The sequence below is a fragment of the Bradyrhizobium sp. RT6a genome, from assembly GCF_040547675.1.
Taxonomy (GTDB): domain Bacteria; phylum Pseudomonadota; class Alphaproteobacteria; order Rhizobiales; family Xanthobacteraceae; genus Bradyrhizobium.
On the sequence record NZ_JBEPQC010000008.1, the window covers coordinates 283,848 to 302,858 of the forward strand.

Here is a 19,011-nt window from a genome sequence, read left to right on the forward strand (position 1 = left end):
GTCCCGGCCATCCACGTCTTGTTCACTCTCGGCTGAAAGAACGTGGATGCCCTGGACTTCTGCGCGAGGACGCGCTTCGCGCTATTGCCCGGGCATGACGATCGGATAGTTCTTTGCCCCGCAGTTTCGACACGCCCCTCCCGATCGATGCCGTGCTCGACGACCTCTCGCGCACGCTGGAGGCGCATAACGCCGCCGTGCTGGTGGCGCCGCCGGGCGCCGGCAAGACCACGCGCGTGCCACTGGCGCTGCTCGATGCCCCATGGGCGAAGGGCAAGAAGATCATCGTGCTGGAGCCGCGGCGCATCGCGGCGCGCGCCAGCGCCGACCGCATGGCCAAATCACTGGGCGAACGCGCCGGCGAGACCGTCGGCTATCGCGTCCGCTTCGGCTCGAAGATCTCGCGCGCGACCCGCATCGAGGTGGTGACGGAGGGTATCTTCACCCGCCAGATCCTCGACGATCCCGAGCTGTCGGGCATCGCCGCCGTCCTGTTCGACGAATTCCACGAGCGCTCGCTCGATGCCGACATGGGCCTCGCGCTGGCGCGCGATGCGCAAACCGGCCTGCGTGAGGATTTGCGCATCCTCGTGATGTCGGCAACGCTCGATGGCGCCCGCGTGGCAAGATTGCTCGGCGAAGCGCCCGTCGTCGAAAGCGAGGGGCGCGCCTTTCCGGTCGAGACGCGCTATCTCGGCCGCAAGGCGGACGTGCCGGTGGAACGGCAGATGGCGGATGCGATCGCCTCGGCACTGCGCGCCGATGCCGGCTCGGTGCTGGCGTTCCTGCCGGGCGCCGCTGAAATCCGCCGCACCCAGAATTTCCTCGGCGAACGCGTGCAGGATTCCAGCATCGAAATCGTGCCGCTGTTCGGCGCGCTCGACGCCGCCGTGCAGGACCGTGCCATCTCGCCGGCGCCCAAGGGCACGCGCAAGGTGGTGCTGGCGACCTCGATCGCGGAGACCTCGTTGACCATCGAGGGCGTGCGCATCGTGGTCGATTCCGGTCTTGCCCGCGTGCCGCGCTACGAGCCCGACATCGGCCTGACCCGGCTCGAGACCGTGCGCGTCTCGCGCGCGGCGGCGGACCAGCGCCGCGGCCGCGCCGGCCGCACCGAGCCCGGTGTCTGCTACCGGCTCTGGGACGAACCTCAGACGGCCTCGCTCGCGCCCTACACCCAGCCCGAGATCCTCAGCGCCGATCTGTCCTCGCTGGTGCTCGATCTCGCGCAATGGGGCGTCGCCGGTCCTGCCGCGCTGTCGTTTCTCGACCCGCCGCCGCAGCCGGCCTGGAAAGAAGCAAAAAGCCTGCTCTCCGAGCTCAATGCGCTCGATGGCGACGGCCGCATTACCGCGGAAGGCAAGAGCCTGCGCGCGCTGGCGCTGCCGCCGCGGCTCGCGCGCATGATCGTGGATTCGCATCGTGCCGGCGAGGGCGACGCCGCCGCCGAGATCGCCGCCATCATCACCGAGCGCGGGCTCGGCGGCGACAGCGTCGATCTCGAGCACCGGCGCGATCAGTTCCGCCGCGACCATTCCCCGCGTGCAGCAAGCGCGCGCGACCTCGCGCGGCGCTGGGCCTCGCAGGTGGCGGCGTCAGAGAAGGCGGCGACCGGAGAAGGTGACCTCTCGGCCGGCCTGATGCTCGCCTACGCCTTCCCGGATCGCGTCGCGCGCAACCGCGGCAATGGCAGCTTCGTGCTCGCCAACGGCCGTGGTGCCGCCGTCGATCAGACCTCGTCACTCGCCCGCGCGCCCTATATCGCGATCGGCGAGATGACAGGCACGGCGGCGAGCGGACGCATTCTGCTCGCAGCGCAAATCTCGCAGGACGAGATCGAGCAGCATTTCGCCGAGCATATCGAATCCGTCGAGGAGATATCGTTCGATCGCGGCGCGATGGCGTTGCGGGCGCGGCGCAAGCGCGCGCTGCACGCGATCACTCTCTCCGAGGCGACACTTGCCGTATCGCCTTCGGAGGACACCGCGCGCATCTTGGCGGACGGGCTGATCGCCGCCGGCCTCGACCGGCTGCCCTGGTCGAAGGCCGCCAAACAATGGCGCGATCGCGTGATGTTTTTGCGCAAGGCCGAAGGCGACAGCTGGCCGGATCTTTCGGACGACGGGCTGATCGCGCGGCGCGACGATTGGCTGGTGCCGGCGCTCTACGACAAGATCGCGCTGAAGGATATCTCCGCCGGCGATCTCTCCGACGCACTGATGACGTTGCTGCCGTGGGAGATGCGCGCGCGGCTCGACCGCGAGGCGCCGACGCATTTCGAGGCGCCGACCGGCAGCGTGCTCGCGATCGACTATGAAGCCGAGCAGGGGCCGACCATCGCGGTGCGGCTCCAGGAATTGTTCGGCCTCAACACCCATCCGTCGATCGCCGCCGGCAAGGTGCCGTTGGTGCTCGAGCTGCTGTCGCCGGCGCAACGCCCGGTGCAGGTGACCCGAGATCTCCCCGGTTTCTGGCGCGGCAGCTACAATGCCGTGCGCTCCGATTTGCGCGGCCGCTACCCGCGCCATCCCTGGCCGGAAGATCCGGCGAATGCGCTGCCGACCCGGCGGGTCAAGCCGCGCGGGACGTGAGCGTTACGAAGACCCATTAACCGTCCGCTCATCCTTTTCGTCAAAATAGCACAGCTCTGGCCGCAGCGTCGCTCGCGGAGCGGCCTGCCGCGTGGTGAAATCGAGCTTCCGGCTCGGAAGTGGTGTGATGCGTAACATAATGATCTTCGCGGCGATCATGATCGGCCTTGGCACCTTCATGGCCCAGATGGCGGACAGGATGAGCTCCGCCTCGGCGACGTCGGTGCCGCGCACGGTAGCAGTCGCGTCCATGGCGCCGGCCGGCGGCCGCAGCCTCAACATCCCCCGCGACGGCCGCGGCCACTTCCAAACCGATGGCCGGATGGAAGGCCAGCGCATTGGCTTCATGGTAGACACCGGCGCCTCCGTGGTTGCGCTGAACGAGACCTCGGCTGCCCGTTTCGGCCTGCGTCCCTCGCGCAGCGATTACAATGCCACCGTCTCCACCGCCAACGGCACCATCAAGGCCGCGCGCACCCGCATCGCCATGCTCGATGTCGGCGGCCTCGTGGTACGCGATGTCGATGCCATGGTGCTGCCGGACGAGGCGCTGTCCGAGAACCTGCTCGGCCTCTCCTTCCTCTCCCGCCTCAAGCGCTTCGAATACGCCAACGGTCAGATGGTGCTGGAGCAGTAAGGGTCTCTCAAAGGCTCCGGCGACCGCATATTTCAGGAAAATCTCTATTCCGACCGCTCTCGCGGCCAGATTTCCCCGTTACCAAACTGCCGCAATTATCATCCATAAGCTGCCATTCCCGCCTTCCGCTGCAGCCCGGCATTCGCTAAGGCTGCATCAAATCCTGGCTCTTTTTCACGAGACTGTCTCAATGTTCCCCAAGCCGAAATCCGTGTTGCTGCCCAACACCTATGCCTTCGAATCCGAGCCGATGGTGAAGGCCACGGGCTTTCGCGAATACGACGCGCGCTGGCTGTTCCAGAAGGAAATCAACCTGATGGGAATCCAGGCGCTCGGCATGGGGCTGGGCGCGCTGATCGCGGAGCTCGGCGTCAGCCAGGAGATCGTCACCGGTCATGATTTCCGCGGCTATTCGGCCTCGATCAAATATGCGCTGATCTCCGGCTTGATGGCAGCAGGCTGCAAGGTGCACGACATCGGGCTCGCGGTGACGCCGATGGCCTATTTCGCGCAGTTCGACCTCGACGTGCCCTGCTGCGCCATGGTCACGGCCTCTCACAACGACAATGGCTGGACCGGCGTGAAGATGGGCGCCAACCGCCCGCTGACCTTCGGTCCCGACGAGATGACGCGGCTGAAGGAGATCGTGCTGGGCGCCGAGTTCAAAAACAAGGCCGGCGGCTCCTATCAATTCCACGAGAATTATCCGGCGCGCTACATCGCCGATCTCACCAGCCGCCCGAAGCTCAAGCGCAAGCTCAAGGTCGTCGCGGCCTGCGGCAACGGCACCGCCGGCGCGTTCGCGCCGCAGGTGCTGGAGGCGATCGGCTGCGAGGTGATCCCGCTCGACACCGAACTCGACCACACCTTCCCGAAATACAATCCGAACCCCGAAGACATGGAGATGCTGCACGCGATCCGCGACGCGGTGCTGCAGCACAAGGCCGATGTGGGCCTCGGCTTCGACGGTGACGGCGATCGCTGCGGCGTCGTCGACAACACCGGAGAGGAGATCTTTGCCGACAAGGTCGGCGTGATGCTGGCGCGCGACATGTCGGCAATCCACAAGGACGCGCAGTTCATCGTCGACGTGAAGTCGACCGGCCTCTTCATCACCGATCCGGTGCTGCAGAAGCAGGGTGCAAAAACCACCTACTGGAAGACCGGCCATTCCTACATGAAGCGCCGCACCCATGAGACGGGTGCGCTCGCCGGCTTCGAGAAGTCCGGCCATTTCTTCTTCAACAAGCCGTATGGACGCGGCTATGACGACGGTCTCGTCTCGGCGCTCGCGATCTGCGACATGCTCGACCGCGCCCCCGGCAAGTCGATGGCCGATCTGAAGAACGCGCTGCCAAAAACCTGGTCGTCGCCGACCATGTCGCCGCATTGCGCCGACGAGGTGAAGTACGGCGTCATCGACAAGGTGGTGAAGCACTTCGAGGGCTTGCAGACCAAGGGCGCCAAGATCGGCGGCCAGTCGATCCGCGATCTCGTCACCGTCAACGGCGTCCGCGTCACGGTCGAGGACGGCAGCTGGGGCCTGGTGCGTGCCTCCTCCAACAAGCCCGAGCTCGTCGTCGTGGTCGAGAGCCCGGTCTCCGAGCAGCGCATGCACGACATGTTCGAGATGGTGAACAGCGTGCTGCGCACCCATCCCGAAGTCGGCGAGTACAATCAGAAGATCTGAGGCGCGAGGCTAGCCTCACTTGCTGTCGTGCCCCGCGCAGGCGGGCATCCAGTACGCCGGGGCTTCTCGATCGATTTCAGGCGTCACGGAGTACTGGATCGCCCGGTCAAGCCGGGCGATGACAGCTTCTCTGTGGTGACGTCTAAGCCGCCACCACCGCCGGGATCGGCAGCGCGGTGACCGACTTGATCTTCTCCATCGCGAAGCGCGAGGTGACGTTCTTCAGCGGCACGGCGCTGATCAGTTTCTTGTAGAACACGTCATAGGCCTGCATGTCCGCGACGACGACGCGCAGCATGTAGTCGACGTCGCCGGCCATACGATAGAACTCCATCACCTCGGGCATGGCGCTGACGGCTTCGGCGAATTTCTTCAGCCAGGCGTCGGAATGGTCGGAGCTCTCGACCGACACGAACACGGAGATGCCGAGGCCGATCTTGTTCTGGTCGACCAGCGCCACCCGCTTGGTGATCACGCCGTCTGCCTCCAGGCGCTGGATACGCTTCCAGCAGGGGGTCGAGGACAGGCCGACGCGGTCGCCGATCTCGGCGACGGAGAGGGAGGCATCGTCCTGGAGCACCATCAGAATCTTGCGGTCGATGGCGTCGAGGCGGCGGCTGGTCTCGGGGAGCGGGACGGCGAGATCGGTCATTTGAAGAACTTTGTTCCATATCAAGGGTTGATTTCCCTGATATAGAGAAAATCTTTCTATAGCAAGTCTATAATCTCGGCGTCCGTCCGAGCGTCGTCGCGCGCGGCGTGTTCAAAAGCTCTTCGACTTCAAGACGTTGCGGGGCGGCCAGGCCGCCGCCGTGGCGGGTGCATTTCAGCGCCGCGGCGCCCGCGGCGAATTGCAGCGCCTGCCGCGCGCCGCTGCCTTCAGCAAGGCGAAGCGTGAAGGCGCCCTGGAAGACGTCGCCCGCGCCGAGCGTATCGACCGCCTGAACCGAGACCGCCGGCGTCTGCTCCAATTCGCCGCTCTCGTTCAGCCAGATCGTGCCGCGCGGGCCGCGGGTGGCGGCGAGGAAGGCGGGCGTGAGCGCGGCCAGGCGCTGCAACGCCTCGCCATCATCGGTGATGCCGGCGGTCTCCTGCACCTGTTCACTGGCGAACAGCAAATGCGAGGCGGCCGTGAGCAGGCTGTCCTGCAGCGACATCGCGCGATCGACGCCGACGACGACGGCAATACCGCGCCGGCGTGCCTCAGTGCAGAGGTCCGTGCAGAACGATGCGCAGCGGCTCTCGACGAGGACCGCCTGACAATCGGCGAGCAGCTTGTCGGCGTCCGGCAGCTGCACGGTCGACAACATGGGATCGCGATAGATGGTGAGGGTTCGTTCGCCCGAGGGCTCGATCATGATCGCCGACACCGGCGTCGTGAGCCCCGGCATGCGGACGATGTGCGTGGTCTCGATCGCTTCAACTTCCATCCGTTCGAGGATGAAGCGGCTCGACGTCTCCCGGGCATCGCCCATGGGGCCCGCGAAGGAGACGCGGCCGCCAAGCCGCGCGATGGCGATCGCGGCATTGAGCGCGTTGCCGCCGCAGATCTCCGCGAGGTGCGTGGCATTGGCCTTGCTGCCGCGCGCGGGCACAGCCTCGACCCGAAAGGTCAGGTCGCGCACGGGAATGCCGATGCAGAGGACGCGCGGCGCGATCACAGAGGGCGCCATCTCCGGTCTCAGCTCTTGTCGTGCACCCAGCGGCCGAGCAAATGATGGGCGATGGCGAACGGGTGCGGACCGGCGAGCCCGTCGGGATGGGTCCGCGTCAGCATCAAGGCGGCCTCCTCGCGCGTGAACCAGCGCGCATCCTCCAGCTCCGAATGATCGACGACGATGTCCTCACTCACGGCCCGCGCGCTGCAGCCGATCATCAGCGACGACGGATAGGGCCAAGGCTGGGTCATGTAATATTGCACGTCGGTGCAGCGGATCCCGGACTCTTCGAGGATCTCGCGGCGCACCGCGTCCTCGATGGTTTCGGCGGCCTCGACGAAACCGGCGAGGCAGGAATACATGCCCGGCGGAAACTGCTTCTGGCGGCCGAGCAGGCATTTGTCGCCGGCGGCGACGTGCATGATCACGACCGGGTCAGTGCGGGGGAAATGCTCGGCCTTGCAACTCGGGCACTCCCGCTTCCAGCCGCCTTCCTTCATCCCGGTACGCGTGCCGCAATTGGCGCAATAGCCGTGGCGCTGGTGCCAGCTCACCATCGACTTCGCCATCGCGATCGCCGACAGCTCCTTCGGCGGCACCGCGCCCTGCATCGCCATGCCGCGCAGCTCGCTCAGCGCGTAGTCTTCGCGCCCGATCAGCTTCTCGGACGCGGCCTGCGACAGGCCCATCCCGAACATCGCGGCGCCGTCGCGCAGGCCGAGAAAAATCGTGCCGGGATTGGCGCCGCATTTCAGCGCCTCGTCGATTCCGAGCAGCGCGCGCACTTTTTCGCCCTCGCGCTTCACCAGCAGCGAGTCGCGGTAGACGACATAGGCGCGCGACGACGGCTTCTGCTCCATCGCGAACAGCTTTTCGTCGTCGCGCCGCAGATGCGCCGCGCGGTCGAGAATGTTGGTGACGAAGGCCGGCTGCCCCAGCGGAAACGAGTCGAATGCTGACATTTCTTGTTCTTTCAACCCAACCAGATCTTGCGGCGAAGCGCGCTGATGAAAGTCTGCACCTCCGTGGCGTCGTGCGCCAAGGGCTGCATCACGCCCCATACCGGCCGCGGCCAGGCGGCGTCACTGGTGCGGCGCGCGATGACGTGGACGTGAAGCTGCGGCACGAGGTTGCCGAGTGCCGCGATGTTGAGCTTGTCGCATCTGGTGATCTCCTTCAGCGCACGCGAGACGCGGGAGATCTCGGTCATCAGCTGCGCCTGCTGCACCTCGTCGAGATCGATGATCTCGACCGCATCCGCGCGCCGCGGCACCAGCAGCAGCCAGGGATAATGCGCGTCCTTGATGACCAATACCTTGGACAGCGGCAAATCGCCGATGTCGATGGTGTCCTCTTTCAGGCGGGAGTGCAGCGACCAGGCGGGTTCGGACATATGTGTTTCCAGATTGCCCGATGGGGTCGGGCGCGTTTGGCCGGACCATACGATACGGAGTTGGCGAGGGGAAGGATAGGGGCCCGCAGGGGCAGCATGCACCGTTGTCGTCCCGGCAAAGGCCGGGACCCATACCGCGAGGTCTATCGTTTGCGGTTGGTGCTAATCCCGAACGACCAATCTTCGCAAAACATCCCCCTGTGGTTATGGGTCCCGGCCTTCGCCGGGACGACAGCGAATGTGTGGCGACGTCTTACGCCTCCGCAAGCACCCGCGCATTGGCGCGGACCGAGGCTTCGCTGACGCGGATGCCGAGGCCGGGGCCGTCGGGCACCACGACGTGGCCGCCGCGATTGGCGACGCGCTCTTCCAGCACGTCCTCGGTCAGCACATGATGCGGCATGTAGAATTCGCAGCCGAGCGAGATCCCCGGCGTCGCCGCGATCAGCTGTGTGCCGGCGGCGAGCCCGATGCCGCCCTCCCACAGCGTCCCGCCATAGCCGGGCAGCCCGGCGATGTCGGCGATCGCCATGATCGCCTGCGCCTCGAACAGGCCGCCGGCCTTCATCAGCTTGATCGAGACGGCATCTGCCGCCTCGCGGCGCACCACCTCCATCATGTCGCGGCGGTCGAAGCAGCTTTCGTCCGCGAGCACGGGTGTCTCAAGCGCCGCGGTGAGCTGCGCCATCACGTCGAGAAATTTGCGCGGTACCGGCTGCTCGATGAAGGTCGGTGCAAACTGCTCGACGTCGCGCAGGATCTTGATGGCGCCGAACGGCGCCAGCGCCTGGTTGTAGTCGACGCGAAGGTCGACCTTGTCGCCGAACTCGTTGCGGATCGCCGCGAGATGATCGAGATCCTCGCGATGCGGCTTCACGCCGGTCTTGACCTTGTAGATGACATTACCGTCCGGAACCATTTTCCGCATGCGTTCGAGATCGGCGGCGAAATCCGGATCGGCGATCGAGAACGACAGCGGGATCGTGTCGCGCACGCGGCCGCCGAGCAGGTCGGCGACCGAAAGTCCCGACGACTTGCCGACGATATCGAGCAGCGCCATTTCGATCGCGACCTTGGCTTCGGCATGTCCGACCAGCGCGCGATCAAGCTCGGTCATCAGCGCGCGGATGCGGCGCACCGACTTGCCGAGCACGATCGGCCGTAAATAGATGTCGAGCGCGGCGAACGCGGCTTCCGGCGTTCCCGTGAACACTTCCCACGGTGCGGCCTCGCCCCAGCCGATCACGCCGTCGCTCGCGGTGAGCTCGATCAGCACGCGCTTCACCATGCCCTTGACGTTGCCGACGCCCTGGAGGCGCGCCATTTTGATCGGGCTCTCGATCAGGAACAGCCTGATCCGTTCGACGGTTGCTTCGGTCATGTCAGGCCTCCATTGACGTGCCAGACCTGGCCGGTGACGTAGGATGCTTTCGGGGACGCCAGGAAGGCGATGATCTCGGCCACTTCCTCCGGCCGTCCGCGGCGGCCCATGGGGATCAGCGCCTCGGTCGCTGCGATCTGTTCGGGTGAAAGCCGGCTTCCGCTGGGCTTGTCCTTGACGATGAGGCCCGGCGCGACAGCGTTGACGGTGATGCCCTCCCTGGCGAGCTCGACTGCGGTGAGGCGCACCAGCGCTTCGAGCGCGGAGCGGCTCGCGGCCGTCGCTGCGAAGGGCGCGAATTCGGGGCGGATCGCGTGCGCGACGAATGACGACACCGCCACGATCCGCGAATCTCGCCCTGCGCGTAGCACCGGCAGCGCGGCCTCCACCAACCGCGTGAACGCCAGCGCCGATTCGTCCATCGCCTTGCGGAACTCATCCGCCGGCGTGCCGATCGCGCTGCCGCGGCGGGCGTGGCCGCCGACGAGGATCAATCCATCGAGCCGGCCGAAGGCACGTTGTGTAGCGGCGATGGCGTCGGTGACCGCGACCTCCTCGGCGAGATCGCCGAGGCATTTTGCGACGATCGCGCCTTGCGCTTCGGCTTCCGCCGCCGTGGCGTCGAGGCCGGCTGCGTTGGAGCGCGTGTGCACCAGCAGCGCAGTGCCGGGGGCCGCGAGCAGTTTTGCAATGGCACGGCCGATGCCGCTGGCGGCACCGGTGACGAGATAGACACGGTCGATATCAGGCATCAGGATTCTGCGTTGGCCGGCGGCAATGCGCCGGTGCGGTGAAAATGGCTGAGGAAGGCGCGCGTCGCCGCTGCTTGCGGATTGTCGATCACCTGCCGCGCCGGGCCTTCCTCGACCACGACGCCGTCGCGCATGAAGATCAGACGGTCGGCGACTTCGCGGGCAAAGGCGATCTCGTGGGTCACGATCACCATGGTCATGCCCTCGGACGCCAGCTGCTGGATCACGGCGAGCACCTCGCCGACAAGCTCGGGATCGAGCGCGGAGGTGGCCTCGTCGAACAGCATCACATCAGGCTCCATGGCGAGCGCCCGCGCAATCGCGACGCGCTGCTTCTGTCCGCCGGAGAGCGTTGCCGGATATTGGTCGGCCTTCTCTGCAAGGCCCACCTTCGCGAGTTGGGCCCGCGCCAGCTTCTCGGCGTCAGCCCTGGCCATGCGCCGCACCGTGACCGGTCCCTCCATCACGTTCTGGAGCGTCGTCATGTGCGGAAACAGATTGAAATGCTGGAACACCATGCCGGTGGTGGTGCGGAATTTGGCCAGCGTCTTTACGTCAGGCAGCTTCGTGCCTTCTCCGAACGAAAAGCGGGTGTCGCCGACGCGAACGCTGCCGCCGTCGGGCGTCACCAGGAGGTTGATGCAGCGGAGCAGCGTCGACTTGCCGGAGCCGGACGGGCCGATCAGCGCGACGACGCCGCCTTTGGCGACGTCGAGGCTGATGCTCTTCAAGACCTCGTTGCTGCCAAAGCTTTTGCGCAGCGCCCGGATCTCGATTTTCGAGGTGTTCTTGGAAACGTCCTTTGAGGTCTCGCTCATTCGCCGACCGCCAGTCGCTTCTCGCCGCGTCGGACCATGATGGTCAGGGGAATCAGGATCGCCGCATAGGCGACCGCGACGGCGGTGTAGGTTTCCAGCGGACGGTAGCTGTCATGAGCGGCGACCTGGCTCTGATAGACCAGATCGGGCACCGCCAGCACCGAGACCAGCGAGGTGTTCTTGAACTGGATGATCGACTGGTTCATCAGCGCCGGGATCATCCGCTTGATCGCCTGCGGCAGCACGATGCGGCGCATGCTCTGTCCCGGCGTCATGCCGAGCGCGGCGCCGGCTTCAGACTGGCCGCGGTCGATCGAGATGATGCCGCCGCGGATGATCTCCGAATAGAACGAGCCGCCATAGAGCGACAGCGCCAGCGCCGAGGCCGTGATCGGCGTCATCTCGACACCGGCCAGGATCGGCAGCGCGTAATAGAACTAGATCAGCTGCACCAGGATCGGCGTGCAGCGGAACGCCTCGATGAAGGTGAGCGCGAGAAGGCGCACCGCGCGAAAGCGCGACAGGGTGCCGAAGGCGCCGAACAGGCCGAAGACGAGGCCGAGCACCACGATGACCACAGTGAAGCCGACGGTGACGCCGAGCCCGTTGAGAAAGAGCCAGCGATAGCTCCAGAGGATGCCGAAGTCCCACTGATACATGCGTGTGTTACTCGTCGTACGCCTTGACGCCGGCATTGTCGTTCCGGGGCGATGCGAAGCATCGAACCCGGAACCTCGAGATTCCGGGTTCGCCCTTCGGGCGCCCCGGAATGACAGTGGAAGACTACAGCGAAACGCCCGGCGGAATGTCCGCCTCGGTCACGCCCACCAGCTCCATGTTGGTGATGATCGCGTTGCGGATGAAGCCGAGGCCCTTGTTGAAGTCGATCCAGGTGTTGACGTAGTCGCGCCAGGTCTTGTCGCTCTCGCGACGGAAGCCGGCGTTCGACGTGGTGGCGAAGATCGGCGTCGGCAGCACGAACTGGCCGAGCGAGGGATTCTTCTTCAGTACCGTCAGCGACAGCATGGTGATCAGGCACTGCGCATCGACGCGGCCGGTCTGCAGCGCGGCGGTGGCGTCGTCGGCGGTCTTCAGCCGCGAGATCTGAGCCTTCGGCGTCAGGCGGCTCACGACCTGGTCGTGCGAGGAGCCCTGGTCGACCGCGATCTTGACGTCGGGCGAGTTCAGCTCGGCCCAGCTCTTCGGCTTGAAATCCTTCTTGCAGAGAATGCCGAAGGCGTTGTTGAAGACCGGCACTGAGAAGTCGATCACCAGTGCGCGCTTCGGGGTCGGGTTGAGGCCGAAGAAGATGTCGATCTTGTTGGACTGCAGGTCGAGCACCGAATTGCCCCAAGTGGTCTCGGTGATCTCGAGCTCGGCCTCCATGTCCTCGGCAAGCGCCTTGGCGATGTCGACGTAGAATCCCTTCCACTGGCCGGTCGAAAGATCCTTCATGTAATAGGGCGCGCCGCCGCCGACCGCGCCGATCCGCATCTTCTTGGTGCGGCGAATGCGGGCGAAGGTCGATTCGTTGGTATCGGCGGTCTGCGCCACGGCCGGGGACGCCAGCGTCGCCGCGCCAATCGCGCCAAGTCCGACAATCGATGCAACATCACGACGTGTAACCATTGGGATCAATCGCTTTTCTGTTGGAAGGGGTTCCGGCAGCGTTCTTACCAAGGTGCCTCCGGCAGTGAAAGCACAGCCTATCGGCTGGGCAGGCCGGGAATTGCCCGGATGCTGGGCAAGTCACGATGAAGCCCAGCCGTTCAAGCCGATGCCCGCTTGCTTTCCGGTCCTTTTGGCCCCAAATAGGGACCGGGAGATTGGCGGTGGACGAGCCACTCGCCAACCGGGTCAGGTCCGGAAGGAAGCAGCCCTAACGAGGTCCGGATCGGGTCGCTCGTCAGTCTCCTACCTGTTTTTCCGAGCGAATTGCGCCGGCGGCTCGGGCCGCCAGCGCGCTCCTTTCCGCAAAGCCGGCCGAAAGACACTTCATTGCGGATCGACCGATGACCGACGCTGGCGCCCCTCCCAACCCTGACAGCGCCGGCCAGGCCAGCACGCCCTACCGGGTGCTGGCGCGGAAATACCGTCCTTCCTCATTCGACGATCTGATCGGCCAGGAGGCCGTGGTCCGCACCGTCTCCAATGCGTTCGAGACCGGCCGCATTCCGCAGGCCTGGATCCTCACCGGCGTCCGCGGGGTCGGCAAGACCACCACCGCGCGCATCCTTGCCCGTGCGCTCAACTACGAGATGCCGGATGGCTCGGTGAAGGGCCCGACGGTCCAGATGCCGACGCTCGGCGTGCATTGCCAGGCGATCATGGAAAGCCGGCACATGGACGTGCTGGAGATGGACGCGGCCTCGCATACCGGCGTCGACGACGTTCGTCAGATCAATGACAGCGTCCGCTACGCGCCGGCCAGCGCCCGCTACAAGGTCTACATCATCGACGAAGTCCACATGCTGTCGACGGCGGCGTTCAACGCCTTCCTGAAGACGCTGGAGGAACCGCCGGAGCACGCCAAATTCGTGTTCGCGACCACCGAGATCCGCAAGGTTCCGGTCACGGTGCTGTCGCGCTGCCAGCGTTTTGACCTGCGCCGCGTCGAGGCCGACGTGCTGATGAAGCATCTGGCCAACATCGCGGCCAAGGAAAACGTCGAGATCGAGCCGGAAGCGCTCGGCATCATCGCGCGCGCCGCGGAAGGCTCGGTGCGCGATTCGCTCTCGCTGCTCGATCAGGCGATCGCGCATGCGGCAGGCACCGTGAAGGCCGATGCCGTCAGGCAGATGCTGGGGCTTGCCGATCGCACCCGTGTCATCGATCTTTTCGATTCTCTGGCGCGTGGCGACATCGCGTCCGCGTTTAGGGAGTTCCGCGACCAGTACGACGTCGGCGCCGATCCGATCGTCGTGCTCTCGGATCTCGCCGAATTCGTCAATTTCGTCACACGTGTGAAGATCGTGCCGGCGACCGCCGACAACGTCGCCTATGGCGAGACTGAGCGCGTGCGCGCGCGGGATTTCGCCTCGAAGATCTCGATGCGCGTGCTGTCCCGGATGTGGCAGATGCTGCTCAAGGGCATCACCGAGGTGCAGGCCGCGACGCGGCCCGCCGCGGCCGCCGAGATGGTGCTGGTGCGCATCGCCTATGTCGCCGATCTGCCGACGCCAGACGAAGCGATCAAGATGCTGGAGCAGAACGGCGGCGGTTCGCCGATCGTGAGCGGCGGCAGCGCCGCGCGCAACGCGCCGGCCGGGCCGGCGGCGTCAGCAGCTCCAGTTCGCATGCCGACCTCATCTCCGTCCTCGTTCGGCGGCGGCGGTGGTGCCCGTCCGCAGATGGCAACCCCCGCGCCGGATCCGCAAGCTGCCGCGCCCGTGTTGCGCGTCACGAGCTTCACCCAGCTCGTTGCGCTGGCCGGGCAGAAGCGCGACCTCCTCACCAAGGGCGCGCTCGAAGGCGACATGCGCCTCGTTCGTTTCGAGGAGGGCCGGCTCGAAGTCGCGCTCGAGCCCAACGCCTCCAAGACCATGATTTCCGATCTCGCGCGCAAATTCGAGCTTTGGACCGGGCGCCGCTGGACCGTGATCGTCTCCAACGAGCCGGGCCAGCCGACGCTGCGCTCGGTGAGCCAGGCGGCCAAGCAGGAACATGCGCGCACCGCCGAGGCCGATCCGCGCGTGCGGGAGGTTCTGTCGCGTTTTCCGGGTGCGAAGGTCGTCGAGGTCCGCAGGCTTGCCCCCGAGGCGCCGGAATCCGATATTAATGCCGACTATGGCAGCGACGATCCGCCCGACGGTTCCGACGGCGACGATCTCTAGAGCCAAATTTTCCAAGGACAGCACCAATGGTCGATATTTTCGGCATGATGAAGCAGGCGCAGCAGCTGCAATCCAAGATGCAGGAGATGCAGGATCAGCTCGCCAACGTCGAGGTCGAGGGCATCTCTGGCGGCGGTCTCGTCGCCGTGCGCATGACCGCGAAGATGGACGTCAAGGGCGTCAGGATCGATCCTTCGCTGATGAAGGCCGAAGAGCGCGAGGTGCTCGAGGATCTGCTCGTCACCGCGTTTGGCGAGGCCCGCCGCAAGGCGGAAGCCGCCATGCAGGAGAAGATGCAGTCGCTCACCGGCGGGCTCGGCCTGCCGCCGGGGCTGTCGGGGCTGTTCGGCCAGTAGGATGGGCGCTGTTGCGGGTCCTGAAATCGAGCGGCTGGTCCAGCTTCTCGCGCGGCTGCCGGGCCTCGGCCCGCGCTCGGCGCGGCGCGCCGCGCTGCATCTGATCAAGAAGCGCGAAGCGCTGATGATGCCGCTGTCCTCGGCCATGCAGGTCGCGCTCGACAAGGTCCAGGTCTGCAAGACGTGCGGCAATATCGACACGCAAAGTCCCTGCACGGTCTGCACCGATCCGAGGCGCGATCCCTCGATCATCGTCGTCGTCGCCGACGTCGCCGATCTCTGGGCGCTGGAGCGGGCCAATGCCACTCAAGGGCGCTATCACGTGCTTGGCGCGACATTGTCGCCGCTCGACGGCGTCGGCCCGCAGGACCTCACCATCGAGGCGCTGGTCGCGCGCGCGCATGAGGCACAGGTGCATGAGGTCATTCTGGCGCTGAATGCCACCGTCGACGGCCAGACCACCGCACATTACATCACCGACCTGCTTCAGGACGCCAACGTAAAAGTAACCCGGCTCGCCCATGGTGTGCCGGTCGGCGGCGAGCTTGATTATCTCGATGAAGGTACGCTATCGGCCGCGATGCGGCAGCGCACCCTGTTCTAGCCATCCAGACTTACGGAACGGACGACATGACGAAACTTTTCGCCACACGATGGGCTTTGGTCGCGACGCTGACGATGCTGGCCACGCCGGCCATCTCCGCGCAGCAGGACGACGGGGCTCCGCCGCCGTCGAAGCCCGGCAAGCCGATCAATGCCGGCGAGGTGCTCTCGGGCGAGCTGAACACGATGAAGGTGCGCGACGTCAAGAACGTCGGCAAGCGGGTTGCGACCTACCAGATCACCTCCGAGCCGCGCCGGCTACCACCGCCGAGTGGGCTGTGCAATCTCGAGACCGGGCCCGAAACCTTCCAGCTCGTTCCCAGCGGCGACGCGCAGGCCGCACAGCTGAAGACGTTCGCCGGCAAGGAGATCTCGGTCAAGGTCGACGAGATCGCCTGCGCCAGCGATCCCGGCCAGATGAGCGAGGCCGTGATCACGAAGTGGAGCCTGATCAAGAAGCAGTAGGGGGGTGCCCCGTTTGCTCGCTACACAGATAAGCGCATCTGTTTTTCGTCAAGCCCGGCCATGACGGCTTTGCGTTAAACCCTCACCGGCCCCAACTGCTCAAAGTGCCCGCGCTTCTGCAGCCAGGCCAGCAGCACCAGGCTCGGAATCGCCACCAGCATGCAGATCACGAAGAACAGCGGCCAGCCGGTGGTATCCGCCACGAAGCCGGCGCCTGACGAGAGATAGGTCCGCCCCACCGCTGCAAGCGCGGTCAGCAGCGCATATTGCGTCGCCGTGTGCAGCGGGTTCTGGCAGAGCGCCGAGAGATAGGCGACGAAGATCACCGTGCCGATGGCGCTGGTGAAATTCTCAGCGGTGATGGCGAAGGCGAGCGCCCATTGGCTGGTGCCGACGAAGGCCAGCCAGGAGAAGGAGAGATTCGCGAGCGCCTGCACCACGCCGCCGATCCAGAGGCTGGTCGCAAGTGAATAGCGCCGCGCGACGAAGCCGCCGGCAAAGCCGCCGATCAGCGTCGCAGCAAGGCCCACGCCCTTCACGATCGCCGCATAGTCGTTGCGGGAGAAGCCGAGGTCGATCACGAACGGCGCGGTCATCGTGCCGGAGAAGGCGTCGGTGAACTTGAACAGCACGACGAAGGCGAGCGCGGCGAGCGCGTCCTTGCGCGACAGGAATTCCGAGAAGGCGCCGATCGCCGCGTGCAGCACGCGCGCGAACGCGGTCTGCGTTTGCGTCGCGGCTTCCGCCCGCACCGACTGCTCGGGCTCGGTCGCGACCAGCGCCGTGACCGTCCCGATCAGCACCATCGCCGCCATCACCACATAGCCCCACATCCAGGCGGACGTGCGGGTGATGCCGGTGCTCTCGAAGCCCGAGACGATGAACAGCGCGCCTGCGGTCGAGACCAGCATGCCGATGCGATAGGCCGCGACATACGACGCCATGCCGGCGGCCTGCTCGCTCTCCGGCAGGCTCTCGACCCGGAAGGCGTCGACCACGATGTCCTGCGTCGACGAGGCCGTCGCCACCAGCAAGGCGCCGAGCGCGACATAGAACGGCGAGCGCGCGGGATCGGTCAGCGCCAGCAGCAGGATGGCGACGATCAGCAGCAATTGCGAGAACAGCAGCCAGCCGCGGCGCCGTCCGAACACGCGCGTGAACAGCGGCACATGCATCGCATCCACCAGCGGCGCCCACAGGAATTTCAGCGTGTAGGGCGTGCCGACCAGCGCAAACAGCCCGATGGTCTTGAGATCGACGCCGGATTCCCGCATCCACACCAGCAGTGTAGAGCCCGACAGTGCCAGCGGCAGCCCGGACGAGAAGCCGAGGAACAGCACGATCAGCACCCGCGGTTGCAGGTAAACGGAAAGGCTGTCACGCCAGGAGGTGGGGGCCGTGCCGGGGCCGGCAGGGGAGGTCGCGTCGGGTGCGGTCATGCCAGGGTGTTAGCAGATTCTGGCGGCGCTGCCTCGGCCTCAAAACTCGTCATGCCCGGGCTTGTCCCGGGCATCCACATTCTTGCTGTCGCTGAAAAGGTCGTGGATGGCCGGGACAAGCCCGGCCATGACGACACAGGCCTCACTCCCCCGCCTGGAGCTTCCTCGGGAACAGTTCGGCAGCGCCGGTCGCCACGAGATGCGGGGCTTCGGGTGCATCGCTCTTGCTGAAATCGAGCTCTTCGATCCGCCCCGCGCGCTTCTCGATCTTGTCGGCGGAGATCAGCACCTGCCGCACGTCCTCGTTGGCGTCGGCAAAATGCTTCTGCAGCTTCAGCACGCGGTCGCGCAGGCGGCCGAGGTCGTCGCCGAGCTTGATCACCTCGGTGCGGATCTGGTCGGCGGCATCGCGCATGCGCGCGTCCTTCATGATCTGCTGCATCACCTGGATTGCCAGCATCAGTAGCGACGGCGACACCAGCACGACGCGGGCGCGATACGCCTTCTGGATCACGTCGTCGAAACCGTCATGGATCTCAGCGTAGACCGATTCCGACGGCACGAACATCAGCGCCATGTCCTGGGTCTCGCCGGCGACGAGATATTTTTCCGCGATGTCGCTGACATGCTTCATCACGTCGCCGCGCAGCCGCTGCGTGGCGATGCGCTTCTCCTCGTCGGTGCGCGCGTCATGCAGCGCGGTCATCGCTTCCAGCGGAAACTTCGCGTCGATGCAGAGCGGGCGCTGGTCGGGCAGGAACACGACGCAGTCCGGACGCTTGCCGGTCGAGAGGGTGAACTGGAACTCGTAGGCGCCCTTTGGCAGACCGTCCTGGACGATCGCTTCCATCCGCGCCTGACCGAAGGCGCCGCGCGACTGCTTGTTGGCGAGCACGTCGCGCAGGGTCGTCACCTGCGTGGTGAGGTCGGTGAGGTTCTTGTGCGCGCTGTCGATGATGCCGAGCCGCTCGTGCAGCGCGCGCAGGCTCTCCATGGTGTTGCGGGTGGTGTGCTCCATGGATTGGCCGACCCGGTGGGTCACCGAATCCAGCCGCTCGTTGACCGCGCGTGCCATGTCGGCCTGGCGGCCGGCCAGCGTCTGGGTCATGGCGTCGACCCGCCCCGAAGCCTCGCTCTGGGCATGCAGCATCTGGCTGATGCGCTCCTCGAGCTCGTCGGCGCGGATCGCGTTGGCCATCGCGAGTTCCGCGCCGCGCCGCCCGGAGCGCGCGATCACGACGGCGATCACCACCATCAGGATGAGGACCAGGGCGCCGAAGCCGATCAGCGCGTCCACGGTGCGCACCGGCCAGTCGCCGAGCATGAAAATGATCTCGTTCATGCCCCTGCTTCTAGCCGATTCGCTTGGGGACTCGAACGAATAGCGAACATTTA

At 65.8% G+C, this 19,011-nt stretch carries 17 protein-coding genes, 1 other RNA gene and 1 pseudogene; 8 read left to right on the forward strand and 11 right to left on the reverse strand.

Annotation, left to right across the window (positions count from 1 at the left end; genetic code table 11):
* Nucleotides 1–113: 113 nt before the first annotated feature.
* The 3 genes from hrpB to ABIC03_RS32225 all read left to right on the forward strand — a co-directional run bounded on the left by hrpB (nt 114) and on the right by ABIC03_RS32225 (nt 4,918).
* Nucleotides 114–2,591, forward strand: coding sequence for an ATP-dependent helicase HrpB (gene hrpB / locus ABIC03_RS32215; RefSeq protein WP_354064084.1), 2,478 nt, complete (start codon nt 114–116; stop codon nt 2,589–2,591).
* A gap of 127 nt (nt 2,592–2,718) precedes the next feature.
* Complete coding sequence (locus ABIC03_RS32220; RefSeq protein WP_354064086.1) at nt 2,719–3,228, forward strand: TIGR02281 family clan AA aspartic protease; 510 nt, start codon at nt 2,719–2,721, stop codon at nt 3,226–3,228.
* A gap of 190 nt (nt 3,229–3,418) precedes the next feature.
* A complete protein-coding gene (locus ABIC03_RS32225) occupies nt 3,419–4,918 on the forward strand; it encodes a phosphomannomutase/phosphoglucomutase (RefSeq protein ID WP_275172885.1) in 1,500 nt (499 codons plus the stop codon).
* Between the two features lie 142 nt (nt 4,919–5,060).
* Here the strand turns inward: ABIC03_RS32225 and ABIC03_RS32230 are convergent, their stop codons facing one another.
* The 9 genes and pseudogenes from ABIC03_RS32230 to ABIC03_RS32270 all read right to left on the reverse strand — a co-directional run bounded on the left by ABIC03_RS32230 (nt 5,061) and on the right by ABIC03_RS32270 (nt 12,549).
* On the reverse strand, nt 5,061–5,570 hold the full coding sequence (locus ABIC03_RS32230) for an Lrp/AsnC family transcriptional regulator (RefSeq protein ID WP_007604670.1): 510 nt from the start codon (nt 5,568–5,570) through the stop codon (nt 5,061–5,063).
* 67 nt (nt 5,571–5,637) lie between these two features.
* Nucleotides 5,638–6,591 carry a PfkB family carbohydrate kinase gene (locus ABIC03_RS32235; RefSeq protein WP_354064089.1) on the reverse strand — a complete coding sequence of 318 codons (954 nt, stop codon included), beginning with the start codon at nt 6,589–6,591 and terminating at the stop codon, nt 5,638–5,640.
* 8 nt (nt 6,592–6,599) lie between these two features.
* Nucleotides 6,600–7,538 (reverse strand): NAD(+) diphosphatase, encoded by a 939-nt coding sequence (gene nudC, locus ABIC03_RS32240; protein ID WP_354064091.1) that lies wholly within the window; start codon nt 7,536–7,538, stop codon nt 6,600–6,602.
* An 11-nt stretch (nt 7,539–7,549) separates the two neighbouring features.
* On the reverse strand, nt 7,550–7,969 hold the full coding sequence (locus ABIC03_RS32245; RefSeq protein ID WP_354064093.1) for an HIT domain-containing protein: 420 nt from the start codon (nt 7,967–7,969) through the stop codon (nt 7,550–7,552).
* 253 nt (nt 7,970–8,222) lie between these two features.
* Nucleotides 8,223–9,350, reverse strand: coding sequence for a muconate cycloisomerase family protein (locus ABIC03_RS32250; RefSeq protein ID WP_354064095.1), 1,128 nt, complete (start codon nt 9,348–9,350; stop codon nt 8,223–8,225).
* Nucleotides 9,347–10,102 carry an SDR family NAD(P)-dependent oxidoreductase gene (locus ABIC03_RS32255; protein ID WP_354064097.1) on the reverse strand — a complete coding sequence of 252 codons (756 nt, stop codon included), beginning with the start codon at nt 10,100–10,102 and terminating at the stop codon, nt 9,347–9,349. Before ABIC03_RS32255 ends, ABIC03_RS32250 begins: the two co-directional genes overlap by 4 nt.
* Nucleotides 10,102–10,920: an amino acid ABC transporter ATP-binding protein gene (locus ABIC03_RS32260; protein WP_354064099.1), complete on the reverse strand. Its 819-nt coding sequence runs from the start codon at nt 10,918–10,920 to the stop codon at nt 10,102–10,104. Before ABIC03_RS32260 ends, ABIC03_RS32255 begins: the two co-directional genes overlap by 1 nt.
* Nucleotides 10,917–11,579: pseudogene (locus ABIC03_RS32265) on the reverse strand (amino acid ABC transporter permease). The gene ABIC03_RS32260 and the pseudogene ABIC03_RS32265 overlap by 4 nt, the downstream one beginning before the upstream one ends.
* Before the next feature lie 124 nt (nt 11,580–11,703).
* On the reverse strand, nt 11,704–12,549 hold the full coding sequence (locus tag ABIC03_RS32270; protein WP_354064101.1) for a transporter substrate-binding domain-containing protein: 846 nt from the start codon (nt 12,547–12,549) through the stop codon (nt 11,704–11,706).
* A gap of 192 nt (nt 12,550–12,741) precedes the next feature.
* Between ABIC03_RS32270 and ffs the strand changes: the two genes are divergently transcribed.
* The 5 genes from ffs (at nt 12,742) to ABIC03_RS32295 (ending at nt 16,177) form a co-directional block, all read left to right on the forward strand.
* An RNA gene (gene ffs, locus ABIC03_RS32275) (signal recognition particle sRNA small type) lies at nt 12,742–12,838 on the forward strand.
* A gap of 94 nt (nt 12,839–12,932) precedes the next feature.
* Complete coding sequence (locus ABIC03_RS32280; RefSeq protein WP_354064103.1) at nt 12,933–14,753, forward strand: DNA polymerase III subunit gamma/tau; 1,821 nt, start codon at nt 12,933–12,935, stop codon at nt 14,751–14,753.
* Nucleotides 14,754–14,779: 26 nt separating this feature from the next.
* Nucleotides 14,780–15,109 (forward strand): YbaB/EbfC family nucleoid-associated protein, encoded by a 330-nt coding sequence (locus ABIC03_RS32285; protein WP_007604677.1) that lies wholly within the window; start codon nt 14,780–14,782, stop codon nt 15,107–15,109.
* Between the two features lies 1 nt (nt 15,110).
* Nucleotides 15,111–15,713 carry a recombination mediator RecR gene (recR, locus tag ABIC03_RS32290; RefSeq protein ID WP_275172876.1) on the forward strand — a complete coding sequence of 201 codons (603 nt, stop codon included), beginning with the start codon at nt 15,111–15,113 and terminating at the stop codon, nt 15,711–15,713.
* Nucleotides 15,714–15,739: 26 nt separating this feature from the next.
* Nucleotides 15,740–16,177 (forward strand): hypothetical protein, encoded by a 438-nt coding sequence (locus ABIC03_RS32295; RefSeq protein ID WP_007597700.1) that lies wholly within the window; start codon nt 15,740–15,742, stop codon nt 16,175–16,177.
* A 74-nt stretch (nt 16,178–16,251) separates the two neighbouring features.
* Here the strand turns inward: ABIC03_RS32295 and ABIC03_RS32300 are convergent, their stop codons facing one another.
* Nucleotides 16,252–17,616, reverse strand: a complete 1,365-nt coding sequence (locus tag ABIC03_RS32300; RefSeq protein WP_354064107.1) for an AmpG family muropeptide MFS transporter — start codon at nt 17,614–17,616, stop codon at nt 16,252–16,254.
* Nucleotides 17,617–17,758: 142 nt separating this feature from the next.
* Nucleotides 17,759–18,958 carry a DNA recombination protein RmuC gene (locus ABIC03_RS32305; RefSeq protein WP_247357676.1) on the reverse strand — a complete coding sequence of 400 codons (1,200 nt, stop codon included), beginning with the start codon at nt 18,956–18,958 and terminating at the stop codon, nt 17,759–17,761.
* Nucleotides 18,959–19,011: the final 53 nt, after the last annotated feature.

Coding starts and splice junctions, on each gene's coding strand:
- ABIC03_RS32220 (WP_354064086.1), top strand. CDS start 2,719: ATGCGTAACATAATGATCTTCGCGGCGATCATGATCGGCCTTGGCACC.
- ABIC03_RS32225 (WP_275172885.1), top strand. CDS start 3,419: ATGTTCCCCAAGCCGAAATCCGTGTTGCTGCCCAACACCTATGCCTTC.
- ABIC03_RS32230 (WP_007604670.1), bottom strand. CDS start 5,570: ATGACCGATCTCGCCGTCCCGCTCCCCGAGACCAGCCGCCGCCTCGAC.
- ABIC03_RS32235 (WP_354064089.1), bottom strand. CDS start 6,591: ATGGCGCCCTCTGTGATCGCGCCGCGCGTCCTCTGCATCGGCATTCCC.
- nudC (WP_354064091.1), bottom strand. CDS start 7,538: ATGTCAGCATTCGACTCGTTTCCGCTGGGGCAGCCGGCCTTCGTCACC.
- ABIC03_RS32245 (WP_354064093.1), bottom strand. CDS start 7,969: ATGTCCGAACCCGCCTGGTCGCTGCACTCCCGCCTGAAAGAGGACACC.
- ABIC03_RS32250 (WP_354064095.1), bottom strand. CDS start 9,350: ATGACCGAAGCAACCGTCGAACGGATCAGGCTGTTCCTGATCGAGAGC.
- ABIC03_RS32255 (WP_354064097.1), bottom strand. CDS start 10,102: ATGCCTGATATCGACCGTGTCTATCTCGTCACCGGTGCCGCCAGCGGC.
- ABIC03_RS32260 (WP_354064099.1), bottom strand. CDS start 10,920: ATGAGCGAGACCTCAAAGGACGTTTCCAAGAACACCTCGAAAATCGAG.
- ABIC03_RS32270 (WP_354064101.1), bottom strand. CDS start 12,549: ATGGTTACACGTCGTGATGTTGCATCGATTGTCGGACTTGGCGCGATT.
- ABIC03_RS32280 (WP_354064103.1), top strand. CDS start 12,933: ATGACCGACGCTGGCGCCCCTCCCAACCCTGACAGCGCCGGCCAGGCC.
- ABIC03_RS32285 (WP_007604677.1), top strand. CDS start 14,780: ATGGTCGATATTTTCGGCATGATGAAGCAGGCGCAGCAGCTGCAATCC.
- recR (WP_275172876.1), top strand. CDS start 15,111: ATGGGCGCTGTTGCGGGTCCTGAAATCGAGCGGCTGGTCCAGCTTCTC.
- ABIC03_RS32295 (WP_007597700.1), top strand. CDS start 15,740: ATGACGAAACTTTTCGCCACACGATGGGCTTTGGTCGCGACGCTGACG.
- ABIC03_RS32300 (WP_354064107.1), bottom strand. CDS start 17,616: ATGACCGCACCCGACGCGACCTCCCCTGCCGGCCCCGGCACGGCCCCC.
- ABIC03_RS32305 (WP_247357676.1), bottom strand. CDS start 18,958: ATGAACGAGATCATTTTCATGCTCGGCGACTGGCCGGTGCGCACCGTG.